At 67.7% G+C, this 23866-nt stretch carries 21 protein-coding genes; 9 read left to right on the plus strand and 12 right to left on the minus strand.

What is annotated here, in order from left to right; genetic code table 11:
* Window positions 1–71 precede the first annotated feature (71 nt).
* The 6 genes from AC5JCN_RS00005 to AC5JCN_RS00030 all read right to left on the minus strand — a co-directional run bounded on the left by AC5JCN_RS00005 (window position 72) and on the right by AC5JCN_RS00030 (window position 7625).
* Window positions 72–1163: an ABC transporter ATP-binding protein gene (locus AC5JCN_RS00005; protein ID WP_495752946.1), complete on the minus strand. Its 1092-nt coding sequence runs from the start codon at window positions 1161–1163 to the stop codon at window positions 72–74.
* 42 nt (window positions 1164–1205) lie between these two features.
* A complete protein-coding gene (locus AC5JCN_RS00010) occupies window positions 1206–2084 on the minus strand; it encodes a carbohydrate ABC transporter permease (protein ID WP_495752947.1) in 879 nt (292 codons plus the stop codon).
* A gap of 4 nt (window positions 2085–2088) precedes the next feature.
* A complete protein-coding gene (locus tag AC5JCN_RS00015; RefSeq protein WP_495752948.1) occupies window positions 2089–3111 on the minus strand; it encodes a carbohydrate ABC transporter permease in 1023 nt (340 codons plus the stop codon).
* A gap of 68 nt (window positions 3112–3179) precedes the next feature.
* A complete protein-coding gene (locus tag AC5JCN_RS00020) occupies window positions 3180–4706 on the minus strand; it encodes an extracellular solute-binding protein (protein WP_495752949.1) in 1527 nt (508 codons plus the stop codon).
* A 249-nt stretch (window positions 4707–4955) separates the two neighbouring features.
* The gene (locus tag AC5JCN_RS00025) at window positions 4956–6851 is read right to left on the minus strand and encodes a sigma-54-dependent Fis family transcriptional regulator (RefSeq protein WP_495752950.1); all 1896 of its coding nucleotides are present in this window, start codon (window positions 6849–6851) and stop codon (window positions 4956–4958) included.
* A gap of 315 nt (window positions 6852–7166) precedes the next feature.
* Window positions 7167–7625: a GNAT family N-acetyltransferase gene (locus AC5JCN_RS00030; protein ID WP_495752951.1), complete on the minus strand. Its 459-nt coding sequence runs from the start codon at window positions 7623–7625 to the stop codon at window positions 7167–7169.
* Between the two features lie 51 nt (window positions 7626–7676).
* On the opposite strand from AC5JCN_RS00030, the gene AC5JCN_RS00035 reads away from it, so the two are divergent.
* Window positions 7677–8705, plus strand: coding sequence for a polysaccharide deacetylase family protein (locus AC5JCN_RS00035; protein WP_495752952.1), 1029 nt, complete (start codon window positions 7677–7679; stop codon window positions 8703–8705).
* A 159-nt stretch (window positions 8706–8864) separates the two neighbouring features.
* Here the strand turns inward: AC5JCN_RS00035 and AC5JCN_RS00040 are convergent, their stop codons facing one another.
* The gene (locus AC5JCN_RS00040; RefSeq protein ID WP_495752953.1) at window positions 8865–9773 is read right to left on the minus strand and encodes a LysR family transcriptional regulator; all 909 of its coding nucleotides are present in this window, start codon (window positions 9771–9773) and stop codon (window positions 8865–8867) included.
* Window positions 9774–9904: 131 nt separating this feature from the next.
* Between AC5JCN_RS00040 and AC5JCN_RS00045 the strand changes: the two genes are divergently transcribed.
* Genes AC5JCN_RS00045 through AC5JCN_RS00080 form a run of 8 tightly spaced genes read left to right on the plus strand, consistent with a single transcriptional unit; the run spans window position 9905 to window position 16918 of the window.
* Entirely contained in the window at window positions 9905–10912 is a 1008-nt protein-coding gene (locus AC5JCN_RS00045; protein WP_495752954.1) for an ABC transporter substrate-binding protein, read from the plus strand.
* 22 nt (window positions 10913–10934) lie between these two features.
* Complete coding sequence (locus AC5JCN_RS00050) at window positions 10935–11699, plus strand: ABC transporter permease (protein WP_495752955.1); 765 nt, start codon at window positions 10935–10937, stop codon at window positions 11697–11699.
* Window positions 11700–11704: 5 nt separating this feature from the next.
* On the plus strand, window positions 11705–12481 hold the full coding sequence (locus AC5JCN_RS00055; protein ID WP_495752956.1) for an ABC transporter ATP-binding protein: 777 nt from the start codon (window positions 11705–11707) through the stop codon (window positions 12479–12481).
* Window positions 12482–13246: an SDR family NAD(P)-dependent oxidoreductase gene (locus AC5JCN_RS00060; protein WP_495752957.1), complete on the plus strand. Its 765-nt coding sequence runs from the start codon at window positions 12482–12484 to the stop codon at window positions 13244–13246.
* A 29-nt stretch (window positions 13247–13275) separates the two neighbouring features.
* A complete protein-coding gene (speB, locus tag AC5JCN_RS00065; RefSeq protein WP_495752958.1) occupies window positions 13276–14295 on the plus strand; it encodes an agmatinase in 1020 nt (339 codons plus the stop codon).
* Window positions 14292–15272, plus strand: coding sequence for an agmatinase (gene speB / locus AC5JCN_RS00070; RefSeq protein ID WP_495752959.1), 981 nt, complete (start codon window positions 14292–14294; stop codon window positions 15270–15272). Before speB (AC5JCN_RS00065) ends, speB (AC5JCN_RS00070) begins: the two co-directional genes overlap by 4 nt.
* 13 nt (window positions 15273–15285) lie before the next feature.
* Window positions 15286–15996, plus strand: a complete 711-nt coding sequence (locus tag AC5JCN_RS00075) for an SDR family NAD(P)-dependent oxidoreductase (RefSeq protein WP_495752960.1) — start codon at window positions 15286–15288, stop codon at window positions 15994–15996.
* Between the two features lie 10 nt (window positions 15997–16006).
* Window positions 16007–16918, plus strand: coding sequence for a polysaccharide deacetylase family protein (locus AC5JCN_RS00080; protein ID WP_495752961.1), 912 nt, complete (start codon window positions 16007–16009; stop codon window positions 16916–16918).
* A gap of 263 nt (window positions 16919–17181) precedes the next feature.
* On the opposite strand, the gene uca is transcribed toward AC5JCN_RS00080, so the two are convergent.
* From uca to AC5JCN_RS00105, 5 genes are read right to left on the minus strand one after another with little or no spacing between them, the layout of a single operon-like run.
* Window positions 17182–20733 carry an urea carboxylase gene (gene uca, locus AC5JCN_RS00085; protein WP_495752962.1) on the minus strand — a complete coding sequence of 1184 codons (3552 nt, stop codon included), beginning with the start codon at window positions 20731–20733 and terminating at the stop codon, window positions 17182–17184.
* A gap of 3 nt (window positions 20734–20736) precedes the next feature.
* Window positions 20737–21390 (minus strand): urea amidolyase associated protein UAAP2, encoded by a 654-nt coding sequence (locus tag AC5JCN_RS00090; protein ID WP_495752963.1) that lies wholly within the window; start codon window positions 21388–21390, stop codon window positions 20737–20739.
* 12 nt (window positions 21391–21402) lie between these two features.
* Window positions 21403–22227 carry an urea amidolyase associated protein UAAP1 gene (locus AC5JCN_RS00095; RefSeq protein ID WP_495752964.1) on the minus strand — a complete coding sequence of 275 codons (825 nt, stop codon included), beginning with the start codon at window positions 22225–22227 and terminating at the stop codon, window positions 21403–21405.
* Complete coding sequence (locus AC5JCN_RS00100; RefSeq protein WP_495752965.1) at window positions 22224–23045, minus strand: ABC transporter ATP-binding protein; 822 nt, start codon at window positions 23043–23045, stop codon at window positions 22224–22226. The genes AC5JCN_RS00095 and AC5JCN_RS00100 overlap by 4 nt, the downstream gene beginning before the upstream one ends.
* Window positions 23042–23863: an ABC transporter permease gene (locus AC5JCN_RS00105; RefSeq protein ID WP_495752966.1), complete on the minus strand. Its 822-nt coding sequence runs from the start codon at window positions 23861–23863 to the stop codon at window positions 23042–23044. Before AC5JCN_RS00105 ends, AC5JCN_RS00100 begins: the two co-directional genes overlap by 4 nt.
* Window positions 23864–23866 lie beyond the last annotated feature (3 nt).

Genomic DNA, 23866 nt, shown 5'->3' on the forward strand with positions numbered 1-23866 from the left:
TCAACAAATCCTCACGCGGCAATTGCATCCCACTCGCCATCGCGTCCTCCCATGTTTGTCGTGCCGGGTCGTCAGAAGTAGGCGACGCCCGTCTTTCCAGAGAAAATGTGCCAGCGCCCGAGGTCGATATTGGCGTAGCAGCGCCCGCCCATCTCGCCCTTGAAATCCGGCTTCGTCTTGACCAGCAGCTTGGTGTCGCCGAACGAGACGTCCACCAGCATGTCGCCGCCGAGAGGCTCGGTGACCAGGATGTCCGCCGGAATCGCGCCGGCCGACTGGGTGAGGCTGATGGCGATCTGGTCGGGCCTCACGCCCATCCGGACGGTGCGCCCGTCCAGCCCCTGGCGCAGGAGCGCCGCCTGCTCGGGCCGCAGGAGCACGCGGAAGGCGCTGTGCTGCAGCCACATCGATCCGTCCTCCTCGACGATCTCGCAGTCGAGGAAGTTCATCGGAGGCTCGCCGACGAAGCCCGCCACCCACTCATTGGCGGGATGGTTGTAGACCTCCTGCGGCGTGCCGAGCTGCTGCAGCACGCCGTTGTGCATGACGGCGATGCGGTCAGCCATCGACATGGCCTCGAGCTGGTCGTGGGTGACGTAGATCATCGTCGTGCCCAGCCGGCGCTGCAGGAGCTTGAGTTCCCCGCGCATATGGGCGCGCAGCTTGGCATCGAGATGGGCAATCGGCTCGTCGAAGAGGAACAGCTTGGGCTCGCGCACGATGGCGCGGCCGATCGCTGTGCGCTGCTTCTGGCCGCCAGAGAGCTCCTGCGGCTTGCGCTCGAGCAGATGCGAGATCTCCAGCATTTCCGCCGCGCGCTTCACCTTCTGGTCGATCGTCGCGCTGTCGGCCTTCCGCAGGCGCAACGGGTTGGCCATGTTCTCGTAGACGGTCTTGTGCGGATAGAGCGCGTAGTTCTCGAACACCATGGCGATGTCGCGATCCTTGGGCGGCAGCTCGTTCACGCGCTGGCCGCCGAAGGAGATGGTGCCGGCCGAGATGTGCTCGAGCCCCGCCAGCATGCGAAGCGTCGAGGACTTGCCGCACCCCGACGGTCCGAGCACCGACAGGAACTCGCCGTCCGCGCACTGGATGTTGAGCTCCTTCACGGCGGCGGTCTTGCCGTAGTACTTCCACACGGAACTGATTTCGACGGACGCCATCGGGACCTCCCGTAGTCGATTGATCTTGTCGTTTGCGTCGCTCTACTCGCGCACGGCACCCATGGTGAGGCCGGTGACGAGGTAGCGGCGGATGAGAAGTCCGAGGAACATCATGGGGATCGTGGTGATCACGCCCGCCGCCATGATGCTGCCCCACTGGATGTTCTGAGGCTGGACGAGTTCGCGCGTCGCCACCGGAAGCGTCTTGGCCCCGCCCGACCCGATGATCGAGGCGAACAGGAAGTCGTTCCAGGCGAAGAGCACGCAGAGCACCAGGAAGGCGCCGATGCCGGGGGCGACCAGCGGCAGGATGGCGAGGAAGCCGCCGAACCGCGTGGAGCCGTCGCACATCGCGGCTTCCTCGACGGCGTAGGGCACGTTGTCGAAGAAGCCCTTCAGGATCCAGATGGCGAAGGGCAGGTTGAAGGTGGTGTAGGCGAGGATCAGGCCCGGCAGCGTGCCGACGAGGTCCAGCGAGCGGAAGATCGAGTAGAGCGGCACCATCACCGCCACGACCGGCGCCATCCGGGTCGATATGATCCAGAAGAAGACGTCGGGCTTGGCCTTGAAGTCATGCCGCGACAGGCCGTAGGCGCACATCGATCCCAGCACGACCGAGACCAGCGCCGAACCCAGCGCCGCCACCACGCTGTGCGTGAAGTAGGTGGCAAAGTTCAGGTCAAGGAACAGGTTCTGGTAGTGCTTGAAGGTTGGCGTGAAGTCGAAAAAGATTCCGATCTGCGACCACTGCCCCACCTGCGGAAGCCGGAATGCTTCGAGCAGGTCCTTGAAGGACGAGACGAACATCACGAAGATCGGCAACACCGTGAAGAGGATGTACCCGGTCAGGAAGATGATCGCGAGGACCTTCAGGACCTTCTTGGCGGGGCTGTTGTAAGTGACGATATCGCTGGAGGCCATGACGTCACTCCGTGGGCAGGTCGCCGCGCCTGGCGGCGGGCTGGTCGAAGACGCGGACGAGAAGCTTGCCGAGGATGATCGTCACGATGAGCAGCGTGAGGGCGATCGCGGCACCGCGTCCGAGCTTGAAGTAGTGGAAGGCCACGTCGAAGAGGTAGACGGGCAGAACGTTGGTCGCGTCCGCCGGCCCGCCGCCCGTCAGCGTCAGGATGACGTCGATGAAGCGGAAATTGTCCATGAACCGCAGCAGGATGGCGATCAGCAGGAACGGGTAGAGGTTGGGCAGCGTGACCGAGAGGAAGTTGCGCAGGTCGCCGGCGCCGTCGACCATGTTCGCTTCCAGCTGGTCGCGGGGAACCCGTTTCATGCCGGCCAGCGTGATCAGCGTGATCAGCGGCGTCCATTGCCAGACGTCGACGATGACGATGCCGTACATCGCGGTGTCGGCAGAGCCGAGGATCGACGTTCCGCCCAGGATGCCGAGGCTCTGGAAGAGCCAGTGGTACCAGCCGAAAGTGGAGTTGTAGAGGAAGTACCAGACCAGGCCGGCGATGACGGGGGCCATCATCATCGGCATGAGGATCACGGTGACGAGCACCTTCTCCCATTTCGATCCGTTCAGGAGAATGGCGAGCAGGACACCGATGATGATCTCGAAAAACAGGCACAGGGCGCTGTACTTGAGGAGCAGCGTCCAGCCGGCCCAGTACTTGCCATCGTTGACGACGGCGCGCTCGAAGTTCTTCAGGCCGACCCAGGCGTCGCCGCCATCGGCGCCGACATTGTGCAGGCTCATCCAGATCAGCCAGAAGAACGGATAGATGGTGATGGCGGCGAGCACGATGATCGCCGGGCCCATGAGCAGCCAGTAGTAATTCCGGGAGGCAACCGGATTCCGCTCCGCCGGGACGAAGTCGATGGTCAGCGCGCCGTCGGCGAACGTTTCTGCATGGGCGACGGCGGTGCCGTTCGACAGACCTCCACCCCGCCCGGGCAGGGCCGTCTCGGAATACGGAATCGTGGACACGTGAGCCTCCGGGACAGGCACTTGCGGGGGACGCGGCGCATGATGCGCCGCGTCCGTTCACGTCGGGATCAGAGGTCGTGGAGGTCGTCGACCTGCTTCTGGATCGCCTTGCAGGCCTCGTCCGCCGACTGCTTGCCGGCGATGCACTTCTGCGTCTCGGTCGCCACGATCTTGTGGTACTCGTTCGCCTCCGGAATCTTCGGGCCGAGCACGAAGTTCGGGTCCTTGATGCCGAAGTCGTAGACGGCGTCGAAGGTCAGCGCGTTCGGCATGGTCGTCGGACGCTGGCGGGCCTTCTGGACGTCCGGGAGATCCATCACGGACTTGCGGGTCGGGGTGCCACCGACGCCCTTCAGCACGCTGTACTGCGTGTCCTTCGACGTCGCCCAGATCGCGAAGAGATAGGCGGCGCGCTTGATGTCCTCGGAGGCGTTGCCGTTGATGCCGATGCCGCCGATGCCGCAGTTCGTGCCGTTGACGACCTTGCCGCCGTTCTTGACCCAGCTCGCCTCGCCCTTGGGGCAGGGTGCGTAGCCGGTCTTGCCTCCGGCGGCGCGGCTGGTCTTCTCGTCCTCCACCGAAGCGGCGAACTCGTTGTACTGCACCTGCATGGCGATCTGGCCGGCCTGGTAGACCGTGTTCAGCTGCAGCGTGCCGTTGGCGAGGTTGTCGGGGTGGCTGACGTCAGCCTGCTCCTTGAACTTCTGCATCATCAGCACGGACGTCTCGTCGCCCCAGTTGGTCGGGCCGGGCTTCTTGGAGCCGAGCTTGTCGTCCACCTTGAAGTCGTTCCACTGGCCGTGGCTGTACATCAGGCGCTGGATGTCCAGCTGGGTCGTCCACGCGAAGCTGCCCTGGTGCTGGGCGTAGCCGTAGGGCACGTCCTTGCCGGCGGCCTTCAGCTTCTTGAAGAAGGCGGCGAAGTCGTAGAGGTTCTTCCAGGTGGTGTCCTTGGTGAACTCCATCCGGTAGCCGTATTCCTTCTCGAAGTCCTTCGTGTACTGCTCGAACAGGTCCTTGCGGTAGAAGGTGCAGGCGACGGCGGAGTCGTAGGGGAAGGCGACGAGCCGGTCCCGGGTGTAGAAGTGGCCGCAGGCGTCGAGATAGTTCTCGAACCACGCGTCGGCGCCGACGCCCTCGGGGTCCTGCGGAAGGTTGTCGTCCTTCACGTACTTGCTGAGGTCGGCAAGCTGGTCGGCGAAGGGTGCGCCGATCGGCTTGTCCTGCACGTATTCCAGGATGAAGTCCGACTTTCCGCTGCGCAGGTCGATGCCCATCTTCTGCTGCACGACGGGCAGGTCATCGGTGAGGATCTCGACGGTGATGCCCGTGAGGTCGAAGAAGGGCTTCAGGTTCTCGCGGATGGCGAAGGACGGCGGCGTGTTCTCGGACAGGAACACGAGCTTGGAGCCGGAGAACTGCTTCCACTTGGCATCGGGTGAGGACGCGGCCTGCACCGGGGTCTTGGTGACGAAGGAGCCGAGGCTCGCCGCGATCGAACCAGCGCCGAGCGCAGTCGCCGCACCGCCGCCGAGCTCGAGGAACTTGCGCCGGGATACGCGTGAGTACAGTGCGTTCTTGGGCACGTAGAACATGGACCGTTTCCTCCCATTCATCACCGGCTGAAGCCGGCGAACCCTTGTTGGGGAGAGGATGTCAGCACGGGCCGTGCCAGACGGTGTTCACACTGTTTTCACTACGTTTTCCCCGCCAGGACCGTCGCATCTGTCGCAGGTGCCGCATGGGCCTTTGTGACAGTTGCGACACCTGTCGCAACAGGCGCGACACGCGCGTGAGCGCCTTCCGCGACAGTGCCGCGGAATGCGATGGCGGCCCTGGTGGGCTCACATGCGGCGCAGGCCGAAGACGTTGATCTTGCGATGCAGGGTGGCGCGCGAGATGCCGAGCCGCTGCGCGGCGCGAGAGACGTTCCAGTCCGTCTGGTCGAGCGTCAAGGTGAGGACGCGGCGCTCGGTCTCGGCCTTGGCCAGCAGGGCCGGGCCCTCGCCCTCCTGCTGCGCCGGGGCGCCGAGACTGGCGGGCAGGTCCGACATCTGGATGATCTCGCCCTCCGAGACGGCGAGCGCGTAGCGCGCGACATGCGAGAGTTCCCGCATGTTGCCCGGCCACGGATACTGCTTCAGCAGAAGAGCCACGTCTGGCGTGAGGCGGACCTTGCCGCGGCCCTGTGCCTCCGCCTCGCGCGCGAAGGCGGCAGTGACGATTTCCATCCGGTCGATGCGGTCGCGCAGGGCCGGAAGCGGGATGACCGCGCCGGAGAGCCGGAAGAAGAGATCCTCGCGGAACTTGCCCTGCTTCACCAGCGCGTGGATGTCATGCAGGCTCGCCGAGATGACCGAGAAGTCGACCCGGATCGGCTTGGTGCCGCCGACGGGCACGAACTCGCCTTCCGACAATACGTGCAGCAGCCGCGTCTGCAGGTGCAGCGGCATGTCGCCGATCTCGTCGAGGAAGAGCGTGCCGCCATTGGCCTCGACGAGCCGGCCCGGAGATCCCTCCTTGGCGGCACCGGTGAAGGCGCCTGGCCGGTAGCCGAAGAGTTCGCTCTCGATCAGCTCGGCCGGGATGGCAGCACAGTTGAAGGCGACGAAGGCTCCCTCGCCATGGGCGCTCTCGCGGTGAAGGGTGCGGGCGACGGTGGTCTTGCCTGTCCCGGTCTCGCCCTGCAGCAGGATCGGGAGGCGGCGGTCGACGAGGCGCTTGGTGATGCGAAGCCGCTCCGTCACCACCGGATCGTAGCCGACTAGCTCCGTCAGCGAGAACTCCGCCGGGCCCGGAACCCTCGCGGGTGCAGCGGGCGGCCGTTGCACCGGCAACGGGCTGCGGCGGCCGCTCTCGAGGCCGCGAACGAACAGCTGTGCGCCGGAGCGGGTCACGGCAGCCTGCGTCTCGCCTGACCCGTGCGGCTTGCCGAGCTCGACGACCTCGCCGAGCTTGCTGCCGATCAGCCGCTGCAGCGGAACGCGGAGGGCCTTCTCGGCGGACGGCGTGGCATCGACGATACGCTCGCCGGAGTCGAGGGCGAGCCAGTGCTCCTCGGCGATGTCGGCGAAGTCGTCATAGCGCGAGAGCCGGACCACCGTGCCGCCCGCGAAGCGGCGCGCAAAGTACATGCGCTCGATGCGCTGGGCCGCCCGGCTGAGGATGTCCCGCACGAAGCGCTGGGACGTGTGCTCGCACTCGTGGGGGGTCGTAACGTTGAGGACGCCGGCGACGCTGCCGCGCTCGCCGTGGATCGGGGCGGCATTGCAGGTGAGCTGGGTGAAGTCGACGGTGAAATGGTCGTCGCGCACGATGGAAACCGGGCAGCGCGCGGCCAGCGCCGTGCCGATGCCGTTGGTGCCGCGCAGGTCCTCCGACCATATGCTGCCGACCATGAGGCCGGCCTTGCGGCAGCCCTCGACGAGCTCCGGGCTGGAGCGCAGGAGCAGCGTCACGCCGGACTTCTCGTTCAGCGTGATGAAGTAGCCGTACGGGTTGAGGCGGGCGAAAAGCCTGTCCACCTCGCTGCGTGCCAGGGAGACGAGATCCTCGACCGGGGTGGTAACCTGGGCGAGTTCGGACCGCGTGAGAAGATCGACGGACCGCGCATGCTCGGGCTCGAGCCCGAAATCCTGCAGGCAGCGGCGCCAGGACTCGCGGACATAGTCCGGCCGGCCACCTTGCGCCGGTTGCCGGAGTGTCGAGATCACCTTTTCGCTGTGAGCGCTGGCCTGCATTTCCCGCTCCGCCCGAAACGCAGTCGTATCCGCGGTCGCGGGGAATACCGTAAGGCCGCCTCGAGTGAACGACAATGTCTTTTCTCGCTGCAGCGCAGCAAGCGGTTAGAGCTTTTGCCGGAATGCCGCGAGTTGTACAGCGTCTTGTTAGATTACTCTGAGGATATGACATCATCTCGGGCGAGAGAGGCGTGATTTGTGGAACCAAACGTGGCTGGAATACATGGCAGTAATTACTGATATACCAAAAAATCGACTGAGAAATGCGGGTCCCGAGTACGCGTGAGCGGCAGCGGACCCGGATCTGGCCTGTTTTCACGGTTTCGGCGGGTGTGTGCCGAGCTGGCGAGCGAGGAAGATGCGCGCGTGCCCCGGTGGGAAACCTGGGATGAGCCCGACACGGTCGAACCCGGAGCGCTCGTAGAACCTGGCCGTGCGTTCCTCGAACGTGTCCACATAAATCCCGGCGCACGCACTCGCCTCGGCTTCGGCGACGGCCTGGAGGAGAAGGGCTGTGCCCGTGCCGGCACCGCGGGCGTCCTCGGCTACCCACATCTGCCGGATGTAGAGCCAGCCCCAGTGAATGCTCCCTGTAATCCCTCCGATCAGACGGCCGTCGCACCGGGCCGCAAGGACGACGCGCCGGGGGCGGGCCTCGCCGAAGCGGGCCGTGATGTCTTCGGCGAGCCGTGCCTCGATTTCCGTGCCGGTGTCTCCGTCGGTCTCGCTCCCGATCGTGATCGGCGAGGGGCTTTCGCCGTTGCGGTGAAGCATGGCAACGCTCCTGCATCAGGGTAGTGTCGGGCAACGACCCGCGGAGGCGGCATGCACGGGATGTGCTGGATCACGGGCAGTGTCGCGGCGGGAGTTGCCGTCGGCAAGGGGTGGCGCGCCGCCATGGCGCTGGTGCTCGGGGCTGCCGTGCTTACGTCGCCTGTGCCGTCCCGTGCCGGAGACCCTAGCTGCGAGGTTCCTGTTCCTGCTCGCAGCGATCGCCTGGTGCAGTCCTACGCGCCGACCCTGGAGTTATGCGGGCACGGTGACGCCCGCCGCATCGCAATCCGCTCGATGCGCCTCGACGGGCAGCCGGCCTACCTGCTCGTCGACCCCGAGCGCCTGACGACCTCCCTTGAATCTGCCGCGTGCTGGTCCTGTACGCCGGCCAGCGACGAGGACATCGCCCAGACCCGATACGAGACGGTCGTGCGGCACGCCCGCGACCAGGAGGGCAAGGTGCTGGGCGAAGCCCGGCTCAACGCAGGAATGACGGGCATGACGGGCCAGGGAACGGCGGTGACGCTCGACCTCTGCCCGAGCCGGAAGCCCCTCGACCGGTGGATCCTGTCGGATATCGCTGCTCGCCAGCAGGCTGCGCCTGTCGCCTTGTCCGTGACCGGGGCGTGGATGCGCAGACATGGGCCAGACATGAACTGGCTGCGCGAGCAGGCCAGGGCGGGCGCCCTCGCCATCACCTGGGTCAACCATACGGACCTCCACCGCTTCGTCGCGGGCCTTCGTCCGGACCACAACCTGATGCTCCTGCCGGGGACCAATCCGGAGAGCGAGATCCTCGGGGCCGAGCGGCAGCTGATTGCTGAGGGCGAGACGCCGTCGGTGTTCTTCCGCTTCCCCGGGCTGGTCTCGACCCCCGCGCTGTCGGAAGCCGTCGCCCGCCACCACCTCGTCGCCATCGGCGCATCGGCTTGGCTGGCTCTCGGCCAGAAGCCCCGGCCGGGATCGGTGATCCTCGCCCATGCCAATGGCAATGAACCTCAGGGGCTCAGCGCGCTTGCCCGGCAACTCGAGGGCAACCCCGAAGTCCTCCCCCTGCGTCCCCTCACGGACCTTCGCTGAGACTGCCCGCGGCGAAGCTTTCTCCCGGCCGGGCCTGCTCATCTCACGAGGTCCACGAGCTACGGCGTGCGATTTCCCGTCCGGGTGGAGCAGACGATCGGATGGGCGAGATGGCCGATCCCGAGGCGACCAGCGACTGCCCGCTGGGGTGAACGTATCTCAGGCGATGGCCTTCTCGGTCTTGCCGGTCAGGCAACGAACGAAGTCCCGCTTCAGCGGCCTGAGCTCCCCGGAGGGATCCCAGGCGACGAGGAAGCGCGAGGTGAGGCCCCACTCGGCCGGACGCACCGCACGCATCCGGCCCTGGTCGACCCAGCGTCGTGCGGCATGGTCGGGGAGGAACCCGACATAGCGGCCGGAGAGAACGAGGATCTCCTGCGCCTCCATGTTGGACACGCTGGCATTCGCGGTGGCCTTGCCGAAGCGGTAGACGTCATCGAAATAGCGGTAGGCACGCACCGAGAAGCGCGCATCCATGAAATCCGCCCGGGAGATCGCCGCGTCCGGCATGTCAAACCAAGGGTGCCCGCGGCCGCAATACAGCGAATGCCGTTCGACGATCACGTCCCGGTATTCGAGCGACGGCACCGACTGGGAGAGCGGACCGATGACGATGTCCCGCTTTCCCTCCACGAGGCTGCGCTCCAGCGTCTGCGGGGCGCTGATCTCGAGGTCGAGAAAGACGTCCGGGTTGGCGGCGCCGAAGGCCGCGATGGCGCGGTCCAGACCAACCTCGTCCGACGTCACCACCGTGTCGAGCACGCCGATGCGGAACCGCCGGCCTGCAGATCCGTGCACCCGGCCCATCCGCGCCTCGAAGGCTTCGATGGAGCGGAAGAGGTCCTGCACTCCCTCATAGGTCTCCTCGCCCGCCCTGGTGAGAGCAAAGCCGCCGCGTCCGCGCTCGCAGAGCCGCGACCCCAGCTTCGCCTCGAGATTGGCGATGTGGGTGGAGAGCGTGGACTGCGAGATGTTGAGCGCCATCTGCGCATTCTGGAAGCCGTTGCACTCCACGACGGTGGCGAAAATCTTCAGCAGGCGGAGATCGATCCCGCTCAGGCGTCTCATGGGGCGGGCTCCTTTACATCGATGAATGCCGATGAAAGCCCGCCGATGTTCGTGATTCAAGTCGCTGCCCGGTCAGCGCTAGCCTCACGGTCCGGGATCATAGATCGTCCGCACGCCAGGAGCCGACCGACATGCGCCGTTTCCTCGCCACCGCCGCCTTCGCGGCCCTGCTTTCCTCTACAGTTTCGACCCTTCCGGCCGCTGCCGCCGACACCATCCGCGGCCTCGCGCCGACCTGGGTCGGGTTCGCCCCGGCGCTCGTTGCCGACAAGCTGGGCTGCTACGCGGAAGAGGGACTGACAGTCGACTTCAAGTTCGAGGACGATCGAAGCAACGTGCTGGCCGCCTACGCCCGCGGCGACATCGAGGTCGACATGCGGACCGTGGGCGAGCACCAGGGCCGCCCGCGCGACGCCAGCACGCCCGGGATCATCATCGGCACCATCGACCTGTCGGTCGGCGGCGACGGGGTGATCTCCGACGGGTCGGTCAAGTCGGTCGCCGACCTCAAGGGCAAGACGATCGCGGTGGAGCCCAACATCCCGGCCCGCCTGCTGCTGCAGATGGAGCTCGCCAAGGCCGGGCTCACCCTGAAGGACGTGACGCTGAAGGAGATCGCGACGGCCGACACGGTGGCTGTGTTCGCCGACAACTCCGTGGCGGCGGTGGGCACCTACGAGCCCTTCATGGGTCAGGCGGTGAAGACGGTCACCCAGCGCAACCCAAAAGTGCTCGTCTCGTCTAAGGATGCGCCGGGGCTGATCATCGACATCATCACGGCGCGGCAGGACGACCTCGCCAAGAACCCCGAGAAGTACAAGAAATTCCTGCGCTGCATCTACCGCGCGGTCGACTTCTACAAGAAGGACCCGGCCAAGTTCGCGGAGATTGCCGCGCCGCTCTACGGCCTGCAGCCGGCAGAGGTGACGGAGATCATCAACAGCTCGCTGGGCTACACCAGCTACGAGGACGCGCTGGCCTATATCGGGACCAAGGACAAGCCCGGCACGCTGTTCGGCTTCTTCGACACGGTCATGAAGCTCAACCTCGACTACGGCGCCGCCGACACCAAGCTCGATGCCAAGCAGCAGATCGACCCGTCGGTGATCACGGGCCTCTTCGACGGCAAGAAGCGCTGAAGGCAGGGCAGGGGCGGGGGCGATGGCACGCAGCCGGCGGCTTCGCCTGCAGGTCGCCGGTCTCGTCTTCGGCCTCGTCCTGCTGGGACTTTGGGAGCTGGCGGCGCGCTCCGGTTTCGTCGCGCCGCTGTTCCTGCCGCCGCCATCGACGGTCCTGGCAACGCTGTGGAACATGGCGACCCAGCGCGACCTGCTCTACCACGCCGCAGTGTCGACCGCCCGCGTCTGGGGTGCCTTCCTCATCGCAGTCGTCATGGCCGTGCCGATCGGCATCCTGATGGGCAGCTACGCCCTGGCCGGCAAGGCGCTGGAGCCGACGATCGACTTCGTCCGCTACCTGCCCGTGCCGGCACTCGTACCCCTCGCGATCATCTGGTTCGGGGTGGGTGAGGAGACCAAGATCTTCCTGCTCTGGATGGGCACCTTCTTCCAGCTCGTGCTGCTCGTCGCCGACGACGTTCGCCGCGTCCCGCACGAGTACGGGGAGATCGCAGCGACTCTGGGCGCACCGCGTGCCCGCGCCCTCATGGACGTGACGCTGCCGGCCATGCTGCCCACGCTGTGGGACAACATGCGCATCACCCTGGGTTGGTGCTGGAGTTACGTGATCGTGGCGGAGATCGTCGCAGCCGACAGCGGGCTCGGCTTCGTCATCTGGCAGTCCCGGCGCTACTTCAAGACGCCGGAAGTGATGGCCGGGGTCATCGCCATCGGCATCATCGGGCTGGCGACCGACCAGTTGCTCCGCGCCCTGCACGGGCGCCTCTTCCCCTACCTCGTCCGGTGAGCGCGATGAGCTATCTCGCCTTCGACGCGGTCACCAAGGTCTTCGACACGCAGGCGGGTCCCGTCCCGGTGGTCGAGCCCTTTTCGCTCGACATCGCCAAGGGCGAGATCATCGTCTTCCTCGGTCCGTCCGGCTGCGGCAAGACCACGCTGATGCGGATGGTCGGCGGGCTAGAGACACCGACGAGCGGGGCTATCCGTCTCGGCGGTGACATGCTTGGGCCGCCGGACCGCCGGCGCGGCATGGTGTTCCAGTCCTACTCGTCGTTCCCGTGGATGACGGTCGAGCAGAACGTCGCCTTCGGCATGCGCTACCGCCACGACCTCTCGGCAGCCGAGAAGCGGGAACGGGCGAAGCATTTCCTCGGCGTCGTCGGGCTGACGGAGTTCGCGGCCACCTACCCGAACCGCATCTCCGGCGGCATGCGCCAGCGCGTGGCCATCGCCCGCACTCTCGCCGCCGGGTCCGACGTCCTCCTGATGGACGAACCCTTCGGCGCCCTGGACGCACAGCGGCGCGAGGCGTTGCAGGTCGAGTTGCGGCGGATCCTCGAGGCGGATGCAAAGACGATCGTCTTCGTCACGCATGACGTCGACGAGGCCGCCTTCCTCGCCGACCGCGTGATCGTCTTCACCCGCCGGCCCGCGCGCATCCTGGCCGAGGTGGACGTGACCGCCGGGCTCGGCAGCCATCGCGATCTCGAGACGCGGGACGGGCGGCTCTTCTTCGAACTCCGGAGCGAGCTGCTGCATCTCGTGCGTTCCACGGCGGAGGACGCCTGAATGTCGCTGCCGGGGATCAGGGACAAGCGCGTGCTGGTGACGGGCGCCAGCCGCGGGATCGGCGAGGCGGTGGCGGCCGCCTTCGCCGCTGCGGGGGCGCGGGTCGTCATCCTCGCCGAGGATCCCGGCGTCGAGGAAACGGGGAGGCGCATCGGCGCCGTCGCCATGCATGTCTGCGACATCGCCGACGAGAAGGCCGTCGCCCGCGTCGCAGCTGCTGTCGGCGGGCTCGACGTGCTCGTCAACAATGCCGGCCTGGAACGCATGACGCCGATCGACGACGACTCGGCCACCACCCTCGCCGTGTTCCGCCGGGTGCTCGACGTGAACGTGGTGGGCACCACCATCGTCACGCAGGCCTTCCTGCCGCAGCTGCAGCCGGGGTCGCGGGTCATCAACACGGCCTCGGTGTGGGGCAGGGTCGCAGAGCCCCTGTTTGGCGCCTATGTCGCGTCGAAGCATGCCGTGATCGGCCTCACCAAGACCTGGGCCCGCGAGCTCGGCCCGCGCGGCATCGCCGTCAACGCCGTGGCTCCGGGCTGGGTGCGCACGGAGGGCTCGATGCGCTCGGCCGGCGTCATCGCCGCCCGCACGGGCCGGACGGAGGCCGAGGTCGTCGCTTCCGTCGAGGCCGCGCAGCCGTTGCCGGGCGGGCTGATGGAACCGCCCGACATCGTCGGCCCCTATCTCTACCTCGCCTCGGATCTCGCCGCGAACGTTACGGGCCAGACGCTCGGGATCGACCGCGGCGAGGCACCGTGGTGATCCGGACCTGCCAACAAAGCGAGAGCGCTATGGACGCCTTCGATCCCGCCTACCTTCCCGTCTCGGGCTTCGACCTGCCGCGTTTCGCGGGTATCCCGACCTTCATGCGGCTGCCGCATGCACCCTCGCCTGACGGCATCGAGGTCGGCATCGTCGGCGTGCCGTGGGACGGAGGCACGACGAACCGCCCGGGCGCCCGCCATGGCCCCCGCGCGCTGCGCGACTCGTCCAGCATGATGCGGATGTTCAACCAGGCGACGGCCGCGGCGCCGTTCCACACCGTGCGCTGCGCCGATCTCGGCGACGTCGGCCCCAACCCGGCGAGCCTCGAGGATACGCTGGCACGCATCGAGAAGGCCTATGCCGGTTTCGTGGCTGCCGGTGTCACCCCGCTGACGGCGGGCGGTGACCACCTCACCAGCCTGCCCGTGCTGCGCGCCGTCGCGAAAGCTGGCCCGGTGGGCATGATCCATTTCGACAGCCACACCGATCTCAACGACGACTATTTCGGCGGCTTCAAGCTGACCCACGGCACGCCGTTCCGCCGCGCTGTCGAGGAGAACCTCCTCGATCCCCGCCGCATCGTGCAGATCGGCATCCGCGGCACGACCTATGACGGCGAGGACCGCGAGTTCGCCGTCGCCTCGGGCGTTCGCATCGTCAGCATCGAGGAGCTGATGGACCGCGGGCACGCGGCCGTCATGGCGGAGGCTCGCTCCATCGTCGGTGAAAAGCCGGTCTACGTCTCGTTCGACATCGACGGCATCGACCCCTCCCAGGCGCCCGGCACCGGTACGCCGGAGATCGGCGGCTTCGACACGTTCACGGCGCAGAAGATGGTGCGGGCGCTGGACGGGCTCGACATCGTCGGCGCCGACCTCGTCGAGGTCTCGCCGCCCTTTGACGTCGGCGGGATCACCGCGTTCGTCGGCGCGTCCATCATGTTCGAACTGCTGTGCGTCACGGCGAACGCGGTGGCCCGGCGGAAAGGGCGGCCGGTCCTCGTCAACGAGCGGATCGCCGCCGTCGGGTGGAAGGCGAAACCATGAGCGACCCGAAGCCCGGCTCCAATGTCCGCAACGCCTATGACGGCGGCCGCCTCAACCTGCCCTTCGTCGGGATCTGCACCTTCGGGAAATGGCCCTACGTTTCTGACTGGGACGCGATCGACGCGGACGTCGCGGTGATGGGCGCGCCCTTCGACTTCGGCACCCAGTGGCGCGCAGGCGCGCGCCTCGGTCCGCGCGGCATCCGGGAGGCGTCTACGCTTTTCTCCTTCGGTCATGGCGGGGCCTATGACCACGAGGACGACGTGGTCTACCTGCCCGCGGGGCTCAGGCTCGTCGATATCGGCGACGCCGACATCATCCACACCGACACGATGAAAAGCCACGCCAACATCGAGCATGGCGTGCGCAAGATCCTGGAGGCCGGCGCACTGCCGGTGGTGCTGGGCGGCGACCACTCCATCAACATTCCCTGCATCAACGCGTTCGAGGGGCGGGGCGACATCCACCTCGTGCAGATCGACGCGCATCTCGACTTCGTCGACGAGCGTCACGGCGTGCGTTACGGGCACGGCAATCCGATGCGCCGCGCGGCCGAGAAGCCCTATGTCACGGGGCTCAGCCAGATTGGCATCCGCAACGTGTCCTCCACCGCCAAGGAGGGTTATGACGACGCGCGCCGGATGGGCTCGGACATCCTCTCCGTCCGGCACCTGCGCAAGCTCGGCGTCGAGGGCGTGCTCGACCGCATCCCGCCGGGCAAGCGCTACTACGTCACCATCGACATCGACGGCTTCGACCCCTCGATCGCGCCCGGCACGGGCACGCCATCGCATGGCGGGTTTCTCTACTACGAGGTGCTGGAGCTTCTGGCCGGCCTTGCGAAGCGCGGCACGGTCGTCGGCGTCGATCTCGTCGAGGTGGCGCCGGACTACGACCACACGGGCACCACGGCGATCCTCGCCGCCCAGATCCTCATGAACTTCATCGGGCGCATCATGCACGCCCGCAACGCCTGACGGGGAGGGACGAATGCGACCCCTCGAAGGCAAGCGGGCGCTGGTGACCGGCGCTTCCAGCGGAATCGGGAGGGCTTCCGCTGAGGCGCTGGCGGCGGCCGGAGCGAGTGTCGTCGGTCTCGACCGGCAGGCGCCCTCCGGCCTCCTCACTCCCACCGTTCTCGCCGACCTCACGGACGAGGCGGCTGTCGTGGCGGGCGTGGCCGAGGCGGTGCGCCGGCTGGGCGGGCTCGACATCCTCGTCAACGTCGCCGGTATCATGCGGGAGAACCCGCTGGAGGCGGTGACGGCGGACGACGTGGACCTGCACTTCGCCATCAATGTCCGTGGCACGATCCTCGTCACGCGGGAGGCGCTGCCGCATCTCGGTGAGGGCTCGCGCATCATCAACTTCGCCTCGGAACTCGCCGCGCTGGGGCGGCAGAACGCGTCCGTCTACGTCGCGACCAAAGCGGCTGTCGTAGGCCTCACCCGGTCGTGGGCGCGCGAATTCGCGTCCCGCGGAATTCTCGTGAATGCGGTTGCGCCCGGACCAACGGACACGCCGCTGCTCGCCTTCGATACGATGACGCCCGAGCAGCAGGCCCTGGAGATCGCGCACCCGATGGGCCGGATCGGCAGGCCGGAGGAGATCGCCGCGGGCGTCGTCTTCCTCGCCGGTCCCGGCGCCACCTTCGTCACCGGCCACACCCTCGCCGTGAACGGCGGGGCGGCCATGTCCTGAGGAGCGCGGAATGATCGCCAATCCCATTCCCTGGCCGAACGGAGCCAAGTGCGCCGCCTGCCTCACCTTCGACATGGACGCGGACAGCCTCATCCATGTCGAGTACCCCAACTCGGGTCACGATCGCGTCTCGGCCATCTCCATGCTGCGCTACGGCCCGACGGTGGCAGTGCCGCGCATCGTGGAAACCTACCGGCGCCTCGGCATCCGCCAGACCTTCTTCATCCCCGCCTGGTGCATGGAGCAGTATCCGGAGGCGGTGGAGGCCGTGCTGTCCGGCGGCAACGAGATCGCCCACCACAGCTACATCCACGAGAACCCGCTGGAGCAGACGCGCGACGACCAGGCGCACTGGCTCGACGCCGGCATCGAGATCCACGTCAGGATGACCGGCCGCCGCCCGCGCGGCTGGCGCGCGCCGCTCTACAACTTCTCCGGCAACTCGCTCGACCTGCTGCTGGAGCGCGGCTTCGCCTACGACGCCTCGCTGATGGGCGACGACATCCCCTATCTCCTGGAGAGCCGGGCCAATGGCGGCCGCATCGTCGAGCTGCCGTCCTACTGGGGCATGGACGACTGGCCGCAATGGGTCCAGTCCTTCGACCTCGACTACATGATGCCGATCCGATCGCCGCGCAGCGGCTTCGAGATCTACGAGCAGGAGTTCGAGGCGGCCTATGCCTATGGCGGGCTGTGGATCCCGGTCATCCACCCCTTCGCCACCGGGCGGCTGGCCCGCTGGCACGTCTTCTCCGCCTTCCTCGAGCAGAAGGTGAAGCAGGGCGACGTCTGGTTCGCCCCGATGGAAGAAATCGCAGCGCATGTGAAGGAGCTCACCGACACCGGCGTGTACAAGCCCAGGGTCGAACTCATTCCCCAGTACACGGCGGCGATGGGACGGGCGCTGCCGAGGAGGCGCTAATTTCAAGCGCTCCTGCTGTCATCCCCGGCCGGAGCCGCACAGCGGCGGAGGGGAAGGGGATCCAGCGGCCTAAGTTCAGCTTTGAGTGACCAGCGCGGGCGAGAAAAGGCCCTGGATCCCCGTCCCGGCCGTCCGGGCCGCCGGGAATGGCACCCTTCTTCGTCCACTCACCGCTGTCCCATCAGCGCCGCCCGCCGGAGCGCGGGTCTTCAGACCCGCATGTTGCCCAAAGCGCGTCTGAAGACGCGCGGTCCAGCGCGCGCTCACCCCTCCACCAGCGCGACCACGTCGCCGCTGGCGACGGTGCGGCCGGGCTGGCAGCGCAGGGACGTGACGCGGCCGGCGACGGGGGAGGCGATCTCGATCTCCATCTTCATGGATTCGACGATCACGACCGGCTGACCGGCTTCCACGGCGTCGCCTTCCGCCACCAGGATCTTCCAGACAATGCCCGTGACCGGCGCCATGACCCCGTTCTGGCCGTCCGGCACCGCCTCCTGCGGCGAGGCCGAGGCGCTGCCATCGTCGCTGACGAAGGTGTCGATGCCCTTGCGCTTCCAGTCGGCGCGTTCCTCCTCAAAGGCGGCCTGCCGCTTCGCCTGGAAGGCGGCGATGGACGCCGTCTCCGGCGCCAGCCGCTCCTGGAGGCCTCGCCAGCTGAAGGTGCCGTCCTCGATCCGGACGGGGTATTTGCCATGCGGGAACGCTTCGCGGGCGTCCCGCAGTTCCGCCTCGTCGACCGGGTGGAAGTGGATGCGGTCGAAGGGGCGCAGCAGCCAGGGCGAGCCCTCCTCGAAGGCCGGGGTAGAGCGCCAGGAGTTCCACATCTGGATCGTGCGGCCGAAGAGCTGGTACCCCCCGGGACCCTCCATGCCGTAGATGCAGAGATAGGCGCCGCCGATGCCCACCGCGTTCTCCGGCGTCCAGGTGCGCGCCGGGTTGTACTTCGTCGTCACGAGGCGATGGCGCGGATCGACCGGTGTCGCGACGGGTGCTCCGAGATAGACGTCGCCGAGGCCGAGGACGAGGTACTCGGCGTCCAGGACGATGCGCCGGACGTCGTCCTCCGAGCCGAGCCCGTTGATGCGCCGGATGAACTCGATGTTGGACGGGCACCAGGGCGCGTCCGGGCGGACGAGCTCCTGGTACTTGCGCATGGCGAGCTGCACCGAGGAGTCGTTCCATGAGAGCGGCAGCACGACCTTGCGGGACGGAACCGTGACGTCCTTTGCGTCCGGGAGCCCATCCTCGATGCGCTCCAGCGCGTCGAGGAGACGGCCCCGAGCCAGGACCTGGCTGTCGAAATGGACCTGCAGGGAGCGGATGCCCTCGGTAAGCTCGATGATCCCCGGCAGCTTCTCCGCCCGCACAGCCTGCGCCAGCACATGCACACGCAGGCGAAGGCCGAAGTCGAGCACCATGGGGCCGTACTCGACGAGGATATTGTCGTCGCCGGCACGGCGGTAGACGACGCGGATTTCGCCATCGGTCCTCTGGCGCAGCACGCCACCGGGTGCGGGCCCGGATGCTGCACTCTGCCGGACCGACGGCGAAGCGACCGGGCGTTCCGCTTCGCCCGTGCGGTCGACGAAACGGACACCGTCGCCGGGCTTCAGCTGGCCGATCTTCCAGAGTTCGTCCCGCGCAACCACGGCCGGGCAGACAAACCCGCCAAGGCTGGGGCCGTCCGGACCCAGGATGATCGGCATGTCCCCGGTGAAGTCGATGGACCCGATGGCGTAGGGTGTGTCGTGGATGTTGGAGGGGTGCAGGCCCGCCTCGCCGCCATCGTGGCGCGCCCATGAGGGGCGCGGGCCGATCAGCCGCACGCCGGTGCGGGCACTGTTGAAGTGCACCTCGTAGCGGGAGGCGAAGAGGTCGGAAATGTCCTGGGGCGTGAAGAAGTCCGGCGCGCCGTGCGGGCCGTAGAGCACGCCGATGGTCCAGTCCCGGGTCAGCTCCGGCGCTTCCAGGGCGAGATCGTCGCGCGGCTCCCCGGCGGCCGCTTTGCCGATCTTCAGGATGTCCCCGGCCTTCACCGTCCCGGTCGCGTGGCCGCCAAAGCCTCCGAGCCCGAACGTCGCCCCCGAGCCGAGAAACAGCGGCACGTCGAACGCGCCGCGCACGGCCAGATAGGCTCGCTGCCCGGCCCCGGTGATGACCCCCATCGCAAGCAGCTGCCCGGCCCGGACCTCGACGGGTGCGAAGCGCCGGACGGGCTGGCCGTCCAGTCTCGCATTCATGTTGGCGCCGGTGAGCGCGACCACCGCGTCGCAATGGAACAGAAGGGCAGGTCCTGTCAGCGTCAGTTCCAGCGCCGCTGCGCCTTCCTCGTTCGCAACGATGCGGTTGGCGAGGCGGTGTGAGCGGTCGTCCATGGGGCCGGAGGGCGGTACGCCGACGTTCCAGTAGCCGATGCGGCCCGGCCAGTCCTGGACGGAGCTCTGCGCTCCGGGCGACACGATTTCGATGGCACGGGGCCTGAACGGGATCGCCGCGAGCGCGGCCGTGGAAACATGCCCGTCGAGAAAAACCTCCGAGCCCATCACGGTTCGCAGCAGGTCCAGGTTCGTCTCGAGCCCCGAGATGCGGGTTGTGGCGAGGGCGTCCTGCATCGCCGTGACGGCCTGCACCCTGTCCCTGCCGTGGACGATCACCTTGGCGAGCAGCGGGTCGTAGTGGGCCGTCACCTCCGAGCCGCGCTCGATCCAGCCGTCGACGCGGGGGCCCTCGGCCCAGGTGACTTCCGTGATACGGCCCGTCGATGGGCGGTAATTGGCCTGCGGGTTCTCGGCATAGAGCCGGACCTCGATGGCATGGCCGTCCGGAACCAGCGTCTCCTGCGCGGGCAGGACGAATTCGCCCGCCGCCTGCCGGATCATCCACTCGACGAGGTCGACGCCGTAGACCTCCTCGGTGACCGGGTGCTCCACCTGGAGGCGCGTATTGACCTCGAGGAACGACACCTGCTCGCGCTCGACGTCGTAGATGAACTCGACCGTGCCGGCCGATTCATAGGAAACGGAACGCCCGAGCGCTGCCGCAGCTGCGTGCATCCGTTCCCGCACCGAGGCGGGGAGGCCGGGCGCGGGTGTCTCCTCGACGACCTTCTGGTTGCGCCGCTGCAGCGAGCAGTCGCGCTCGCCCAGCGTGACGATGCTGCCGTTGCCATCGCCGAAGATCTGGACCTCGACATGCCGCGCCACCGGCACGAAGCGCTCCAGATAGACCCGCGCGTCGCCGAAGGAGGAGGTCGCCATGCGCTGCACGGCATCAAACCGGTCGCGCAGCTCGGCCGCGTCGCGGCAGAGCTGCATGCCGATGCCGCCACCGCCCGCCGTGCTCTTCAGCATGACGGGGAAGCCGATCCGCTCCGCCTCCGCCACGGCCTCGTCCGCCGTGTCGAGCAGACCGCTGCCGCCCAGCAGCGGCACGCTGCTCGCCATCGCCAGCTCGCGGGCGGTGTGCTTCAGGCCGAAGGCGCGCAGATGCTCCGGACGGGGTCCGATGAAGGCGATGCCGTTCTCCGTCAGCCGCTCGGCGAAGCCGGCGTTCTCCGACAGGAAGCCGTAGCCGGGATGAACCGCCTCGGCGCCGGTCGAGAGGCAGGCTGCCACGATGGCGTCGATGTCGAGGTAGCTGTCGCGTGCCGGGGCCGCGCCGATGCAGACGGCGTCGTCCGCCGTCAGGACGGGCCGCGTATAGCGGTCGGCCTCGGAGTGAACGGCGACCGAGGCGATGCCCATCCGTTCCAGGGTGCGGATGACGCGGCCGGCGATTTCGCCCCGGTTGGCGACGAGGACCTTGCGGAACATCGTTCAGGCCGTCGCCGGGTCGAAGATCATCACCCGCACCGGCGTCGGATTGAAGCCGTTGCAGGGGTTGTTGACCTGCGGGCAGTTGGAGATAGCGCAGATCACGTCCATGGCGGCGAGGATGTCGACATGGTCGCCGGGCTTCGACACCCCGTCGACGATGGCCAGCGTCCCGTCCTGTTCGATCGGCACGTTCATGAAAAAGTTGATGTTGGGGACGATGTCGCGCTTCGTCATGCCGTGGCGGGCCATGGCGACGACGAAGTTCTCGCGGCAGGCGTGCATGTACTTCGTGTGGTGGCCGAAGCGCACCGTGTTCGCCTCGCAGGAGCAGGCGCCCGCGGACGTGTCGTGCCGGCCGCAGCTGTCGGCGACAACGACGGCCATGACGTTCCCGGCATTCGAGATCAGCCGCGTCCCGGTGGAGACATAGGCGGCGCCCTGGCCCGCTACCGTGTCCTGCGCGCTGTAGCGCTCGCTCGTGTCAGCCAGCGCATAGAACAGCGTGTCGACGGCCTGCTGGCCCTCGAGGTCGACGATGCGCAGCACCTGCCCCTTGTGGACGATGCCGGTCCAGGGCGAGTTGGCGGGAATGACGTGGTCGTACACGGCGCGAGCCGGATCGAGCACGGACGTGGCGAGGAAGGGGCTGGGCACGGGCGAAATCCTTCAGTCGCGCAGATAGGATGCGTTGTTCTCGAAGCCGCGAAGTGCCTCGGCGGTGGCGGTCCGGCACAGGTCGTCAGGCGCGGGCGGCGACAGGCGGAAGGTGATCGCCTCGACCTCGCCGGGCGCGAACGACGTGTCCGGCGCCAGCGGGTGCGGGCAGTTGGACACCGCGACGACAAGGTCCATCTCTGCCCTGAGGTCGACGAAGTCGCCCTTGCGCACGACGCCATTGCGCCAGCCCAGCTTCCCTTCGGCGCCCGAGACGACAGGGGCGAAGAAGGTGACCACGGGTGCGAGGTCGCGCCGCCCGAGGCCGTGCTTCGACGCTGCCAGCAGCATGTTCACCGAGGTCGAGCGCAGGGTCGCGTCGCCGTATTTCCTCGCGTTGCTGGCCGGGGTCGAACCGCCGGCAATGGGGTCGTGCGCGCCGCTCGTGTCCTCGACGATGGAGAGCAGCACCCGGCCCATGTCTGAAAAGAGCACGCGGCCCTTCCTGAGCGCCGCCGTCCACTGGATCTTGACGGTGTCGGCGCTGTTGAAGCGCTCGCTCGTGTCGTGCGCGTTCCACGCGAAGAGCGAGACGCCATGCGTGCCGGATGTGTTGAGCAGGCGCAGGCCCTCGCCGCGCCGCAGGAGCCCGGTCCAGTACCAGCCGCCGGGAATCGTCTCGCTGTGCAGGATGTCGGCGTCGGCGATGGTCGCGCCGTCCATGGGGGTAGGGGGCGGCAGCGCCTTCGGAGCGGCGTTCTCGCCGGCGGCCTTGAGCTCTTCGTAGCGGCGGCGATTGGCTTCGATCCGCGCGCGCGCCTCGGCGGTGACGGTCACGGCAATGCTCCTTGGATGGCCTGTTCTGTTCGGCTCGTCGTTGTGGGTGGAGTGGGTTCGGCGGGAGGCAGGCCCCAGCCGGGGCGCCCGGCCTCTCGGCGGGGCCAGACCTCGAAATCGCGCGTCACGGTCGCCCCGTAGCGCCCGGCATCGGACGGTTCGTTGCGGCGCCGCTCGAAGACGACGACGCGGGTGGCGAGCGCGAAGGCTTCCGAGAGGTCGTGCGTCACCATCACTACGGTGAGCGGCCGCTCGTGCCAGAGCCGCTTCACCAGCTGGTGGATGTCGCCCCTTATGCCGGGATCGAGCGCTCCGAACGGCTCGTCCAGCAGCAGCACCTTCGGCCGGGCGATGAGGGCTTGCGCCAGGGCGAGGCGCTGCTGCATGCCGCCAGAGAGCTGCGCAGGGTACTTCGCGACACTGTCGCCGAGGCCGACGGCGGCGAGCATGGCGCGGGCCTCGTCCTCCGCCGCGCGGCGCCTGGCGCCGAACAGACGCCCGAGAAGCGGCGCCTCGCGCAGTTCGATCCCGAGCGCCACGTTGCCGAGCACGGTGAGGTGCGGGAACACCGAGTAGCGCTGGAAGACGACGCCCCTGTCGGGACCCGGCTCACCGGACAGCTTCTCGCCGGCGATGGTGATCGTGCCCTTGGTGGGCTTCTCCTCCGAGAGCAGCATGCGCAGGAACGTGGTCTTGCCGCAGCCCGATGGGCCGACCAGCGCCACGAAGGCGCGCGGCGCGATGTCGAGGGTGATGTCCTCGAGCACGACACGGTCGTCGTACTCCTTCCAGAGGTTGCGGATGGAGAGCGCGGTCATGCCGACGCCCTCGCATCCTCGAACCAGGGGAAGAGCCGCCGCTGCACGGGAATGAGCGCCCGGTCCATGAGGAAGGCGAGCAGCGTGATCCACGCGACATAGGGGATGATGACGTCCATCGCGAGATAGCGCCGGACGAGGAAGATGCGGTAGCCGAGCCCGGACTCCGAGGCGATGGCCTCGGCCGCGATGAGGAAGAGCCAGGCCGGCCCCAGCTGCAGGCGCAGCGAGTCGATGAGGCGCGGCACGGTCTGCGGGACGACGATGCGCAGCACGATCTGCCAGGTGGAGGCGCCGAGCGTCTGCGCCTTGATCAGTTGCTGGCGCGGCAGGTCGCCGACCCTGAGCGCGATGTCGCGCACGAGGGGCGGCGCCACGCCGATGACGATAAGGGCGATCTTCGATGCTTCGCCGAGCCCCATGGTGATGAACAGGATGGGAAGCAGGGCGAGCGGGGGCACCATCGAGATGACGGTGACGAAGGAACCGAGCGCCGCCCTGAGATAGGGCAGCAGCCCGACGACGATGCCGAGCACCAGCCCGATCACGACGGCGATGACGAGCGAGATGGCGAGGCGCCCGAGGCTTGCGGCGGTGTCGACCCAGAGCAGGAAGTCGCCGGTGCGCGGGTCGGGCACGAAGGCCATGCGCCAGGCGGCGCTGCCGAGAGTGGAGAAGGCGGGAAGCAGCTTGTCGGTCGGGTTCTCCGCCAGCCTCACGCCCGAACCGATCGCGTAGGCGATCAGCACGAGCGCGAAGGGCAGGAGCGCCAGGAGGCGCGCCGTGCCGCTCCGCGGAACGCGGTTGATGAACCGCATGGC

Source organism: Alsobacter sp. (assembly GCF_059501845.1).

Bases quoted from the DNA above. Each gene is read 5' to 3' on its own strand.
- AC5JCN_RS00005 (WP_495752946.1), bottom strand. From the start codon at position 1,163: ATGGCGTCCGTCGAAATCAGTTCCGTGTGGAAGTACTACGGCAAGACC.
- AC5JCN_RS00010 (WP_495752947.1), bottom strand. From the start codon at position 2,084: ATGGCCTCCAGCGATATCGTCACTTACAACAGCCCCGCCAAGAAGGTC.
- AC5JCN_RS00020 (WP_495752949.1), bottom strand. From the start codon at position 4,706: ATGTTCTACGTGCCCAAGAACGCACTGTACTCACGCGTATCCCGGCGC.
- AC5JCN_RS00025 (WP_495752950.1), bottom strand. From the start codon at position 6,851: ATGCAGGCCAGCGCTCACAGCGAAAAGGTGATCTCGACACTCCGGCAA.
- AC5JCN_RS00030 (WP_495752951.1), bottom strand. From the start codon at position 7,625: ATGCTTCACCGCAACGGCGAAAGCCCCTCGCCGATCACGATCGGGAGC.
- AC5JCN_RS00035 (WP_495752952.1), top strand. From the start codon at position 7,677: ATGCACGGGATGTGCTGGATCACGGGCAGTGTCGCGGCGGGAGTTGCC.
- AC5JCN_RS00040 (WP_495752953.1), bottom strand. From the start codon at position 9,773: ATGAGACGCCTGAGCGGGATCGATCTCCGCCTGCTGAAGATTTTCGCC.
- AC5JCN_RS00045 (WP_495752954.1), top strand. From the start codon at position 9,905: ATGCGCCGTTTCCTCGCCACCGCCGCCTTCGCGGCCCTGCTTTCCTCT.
- AC5JCN_RS00050 (WP_495752955.1), top strand. From the start codon at position 10,935: ATGGCACGCAGCCGGCGGCTTCGCCTGCAGGTCGCCGGTCTCGTCTTC.
- AC5JCN_RS00055 (WP_495752956.1), top strand. From the start codon at position 11,705: ATGAGCTATCTCGCCTTCGACGCGGTCACCAAGGTCTTCGACACGCAG.
- AC5JCN_RS00060 (WP_495752957.1), top strand. From the start codon at position 12,482: ATGTCGCTGCCGGGGATCAGGGACAAGCGCGTGCTGGTGACGGGCGCC.
- speB (WP_495752958.1), top strand. From the start codon at position 13,276: ATGGACGCCTTCGATCCCGCCTACCTTCCCGTCTCGGGCTTCGACCTG.
- speB (WP_495752959.1), top strand. From the start codon at position 14,292: ATGAGCGACCCGAAGCCCGGCTCCAATGTCCGCAACGCCTATGACGGC.
- AC5JCN_RS00075 (WP_495752960.1), top strand. From the start codon at position 15,286: ATGCGACCCCTCGAAGGCAAGCGGGCGCTGGTGACCGGCGCTTCCAGC.
- AC5JCN_RS00080 (WP_495752961.1), top strand. From the start codon at position 16,007: ATGATCGCCAATCCCATTCCCTGGCCGAACGGAGCCAAGTGCGCCGCC.
- uca (WP_495752962.1), bottom strand. From the start codon at position 20,733: ATGTTCCGCAAGGTCCTCGTCGCCAACCGGGGCGAAATCGCCGGCCGC.
- AC5JCN_RS00100 (WP_495752965.1), bottom strand. From the start codon at position 23,045: ATGACCGCGCTCTCCATCCGCAACCTCTGGAAGGAGTACGACGACCGT.
- AC5JCN_RS00105 (WP_495752966.1), bottom strand. From the start codon at position 23,863: ATGCGGTTCATCAACCGCGTTCCGCGGAGCGGCACGGCGCGCCTCCTG.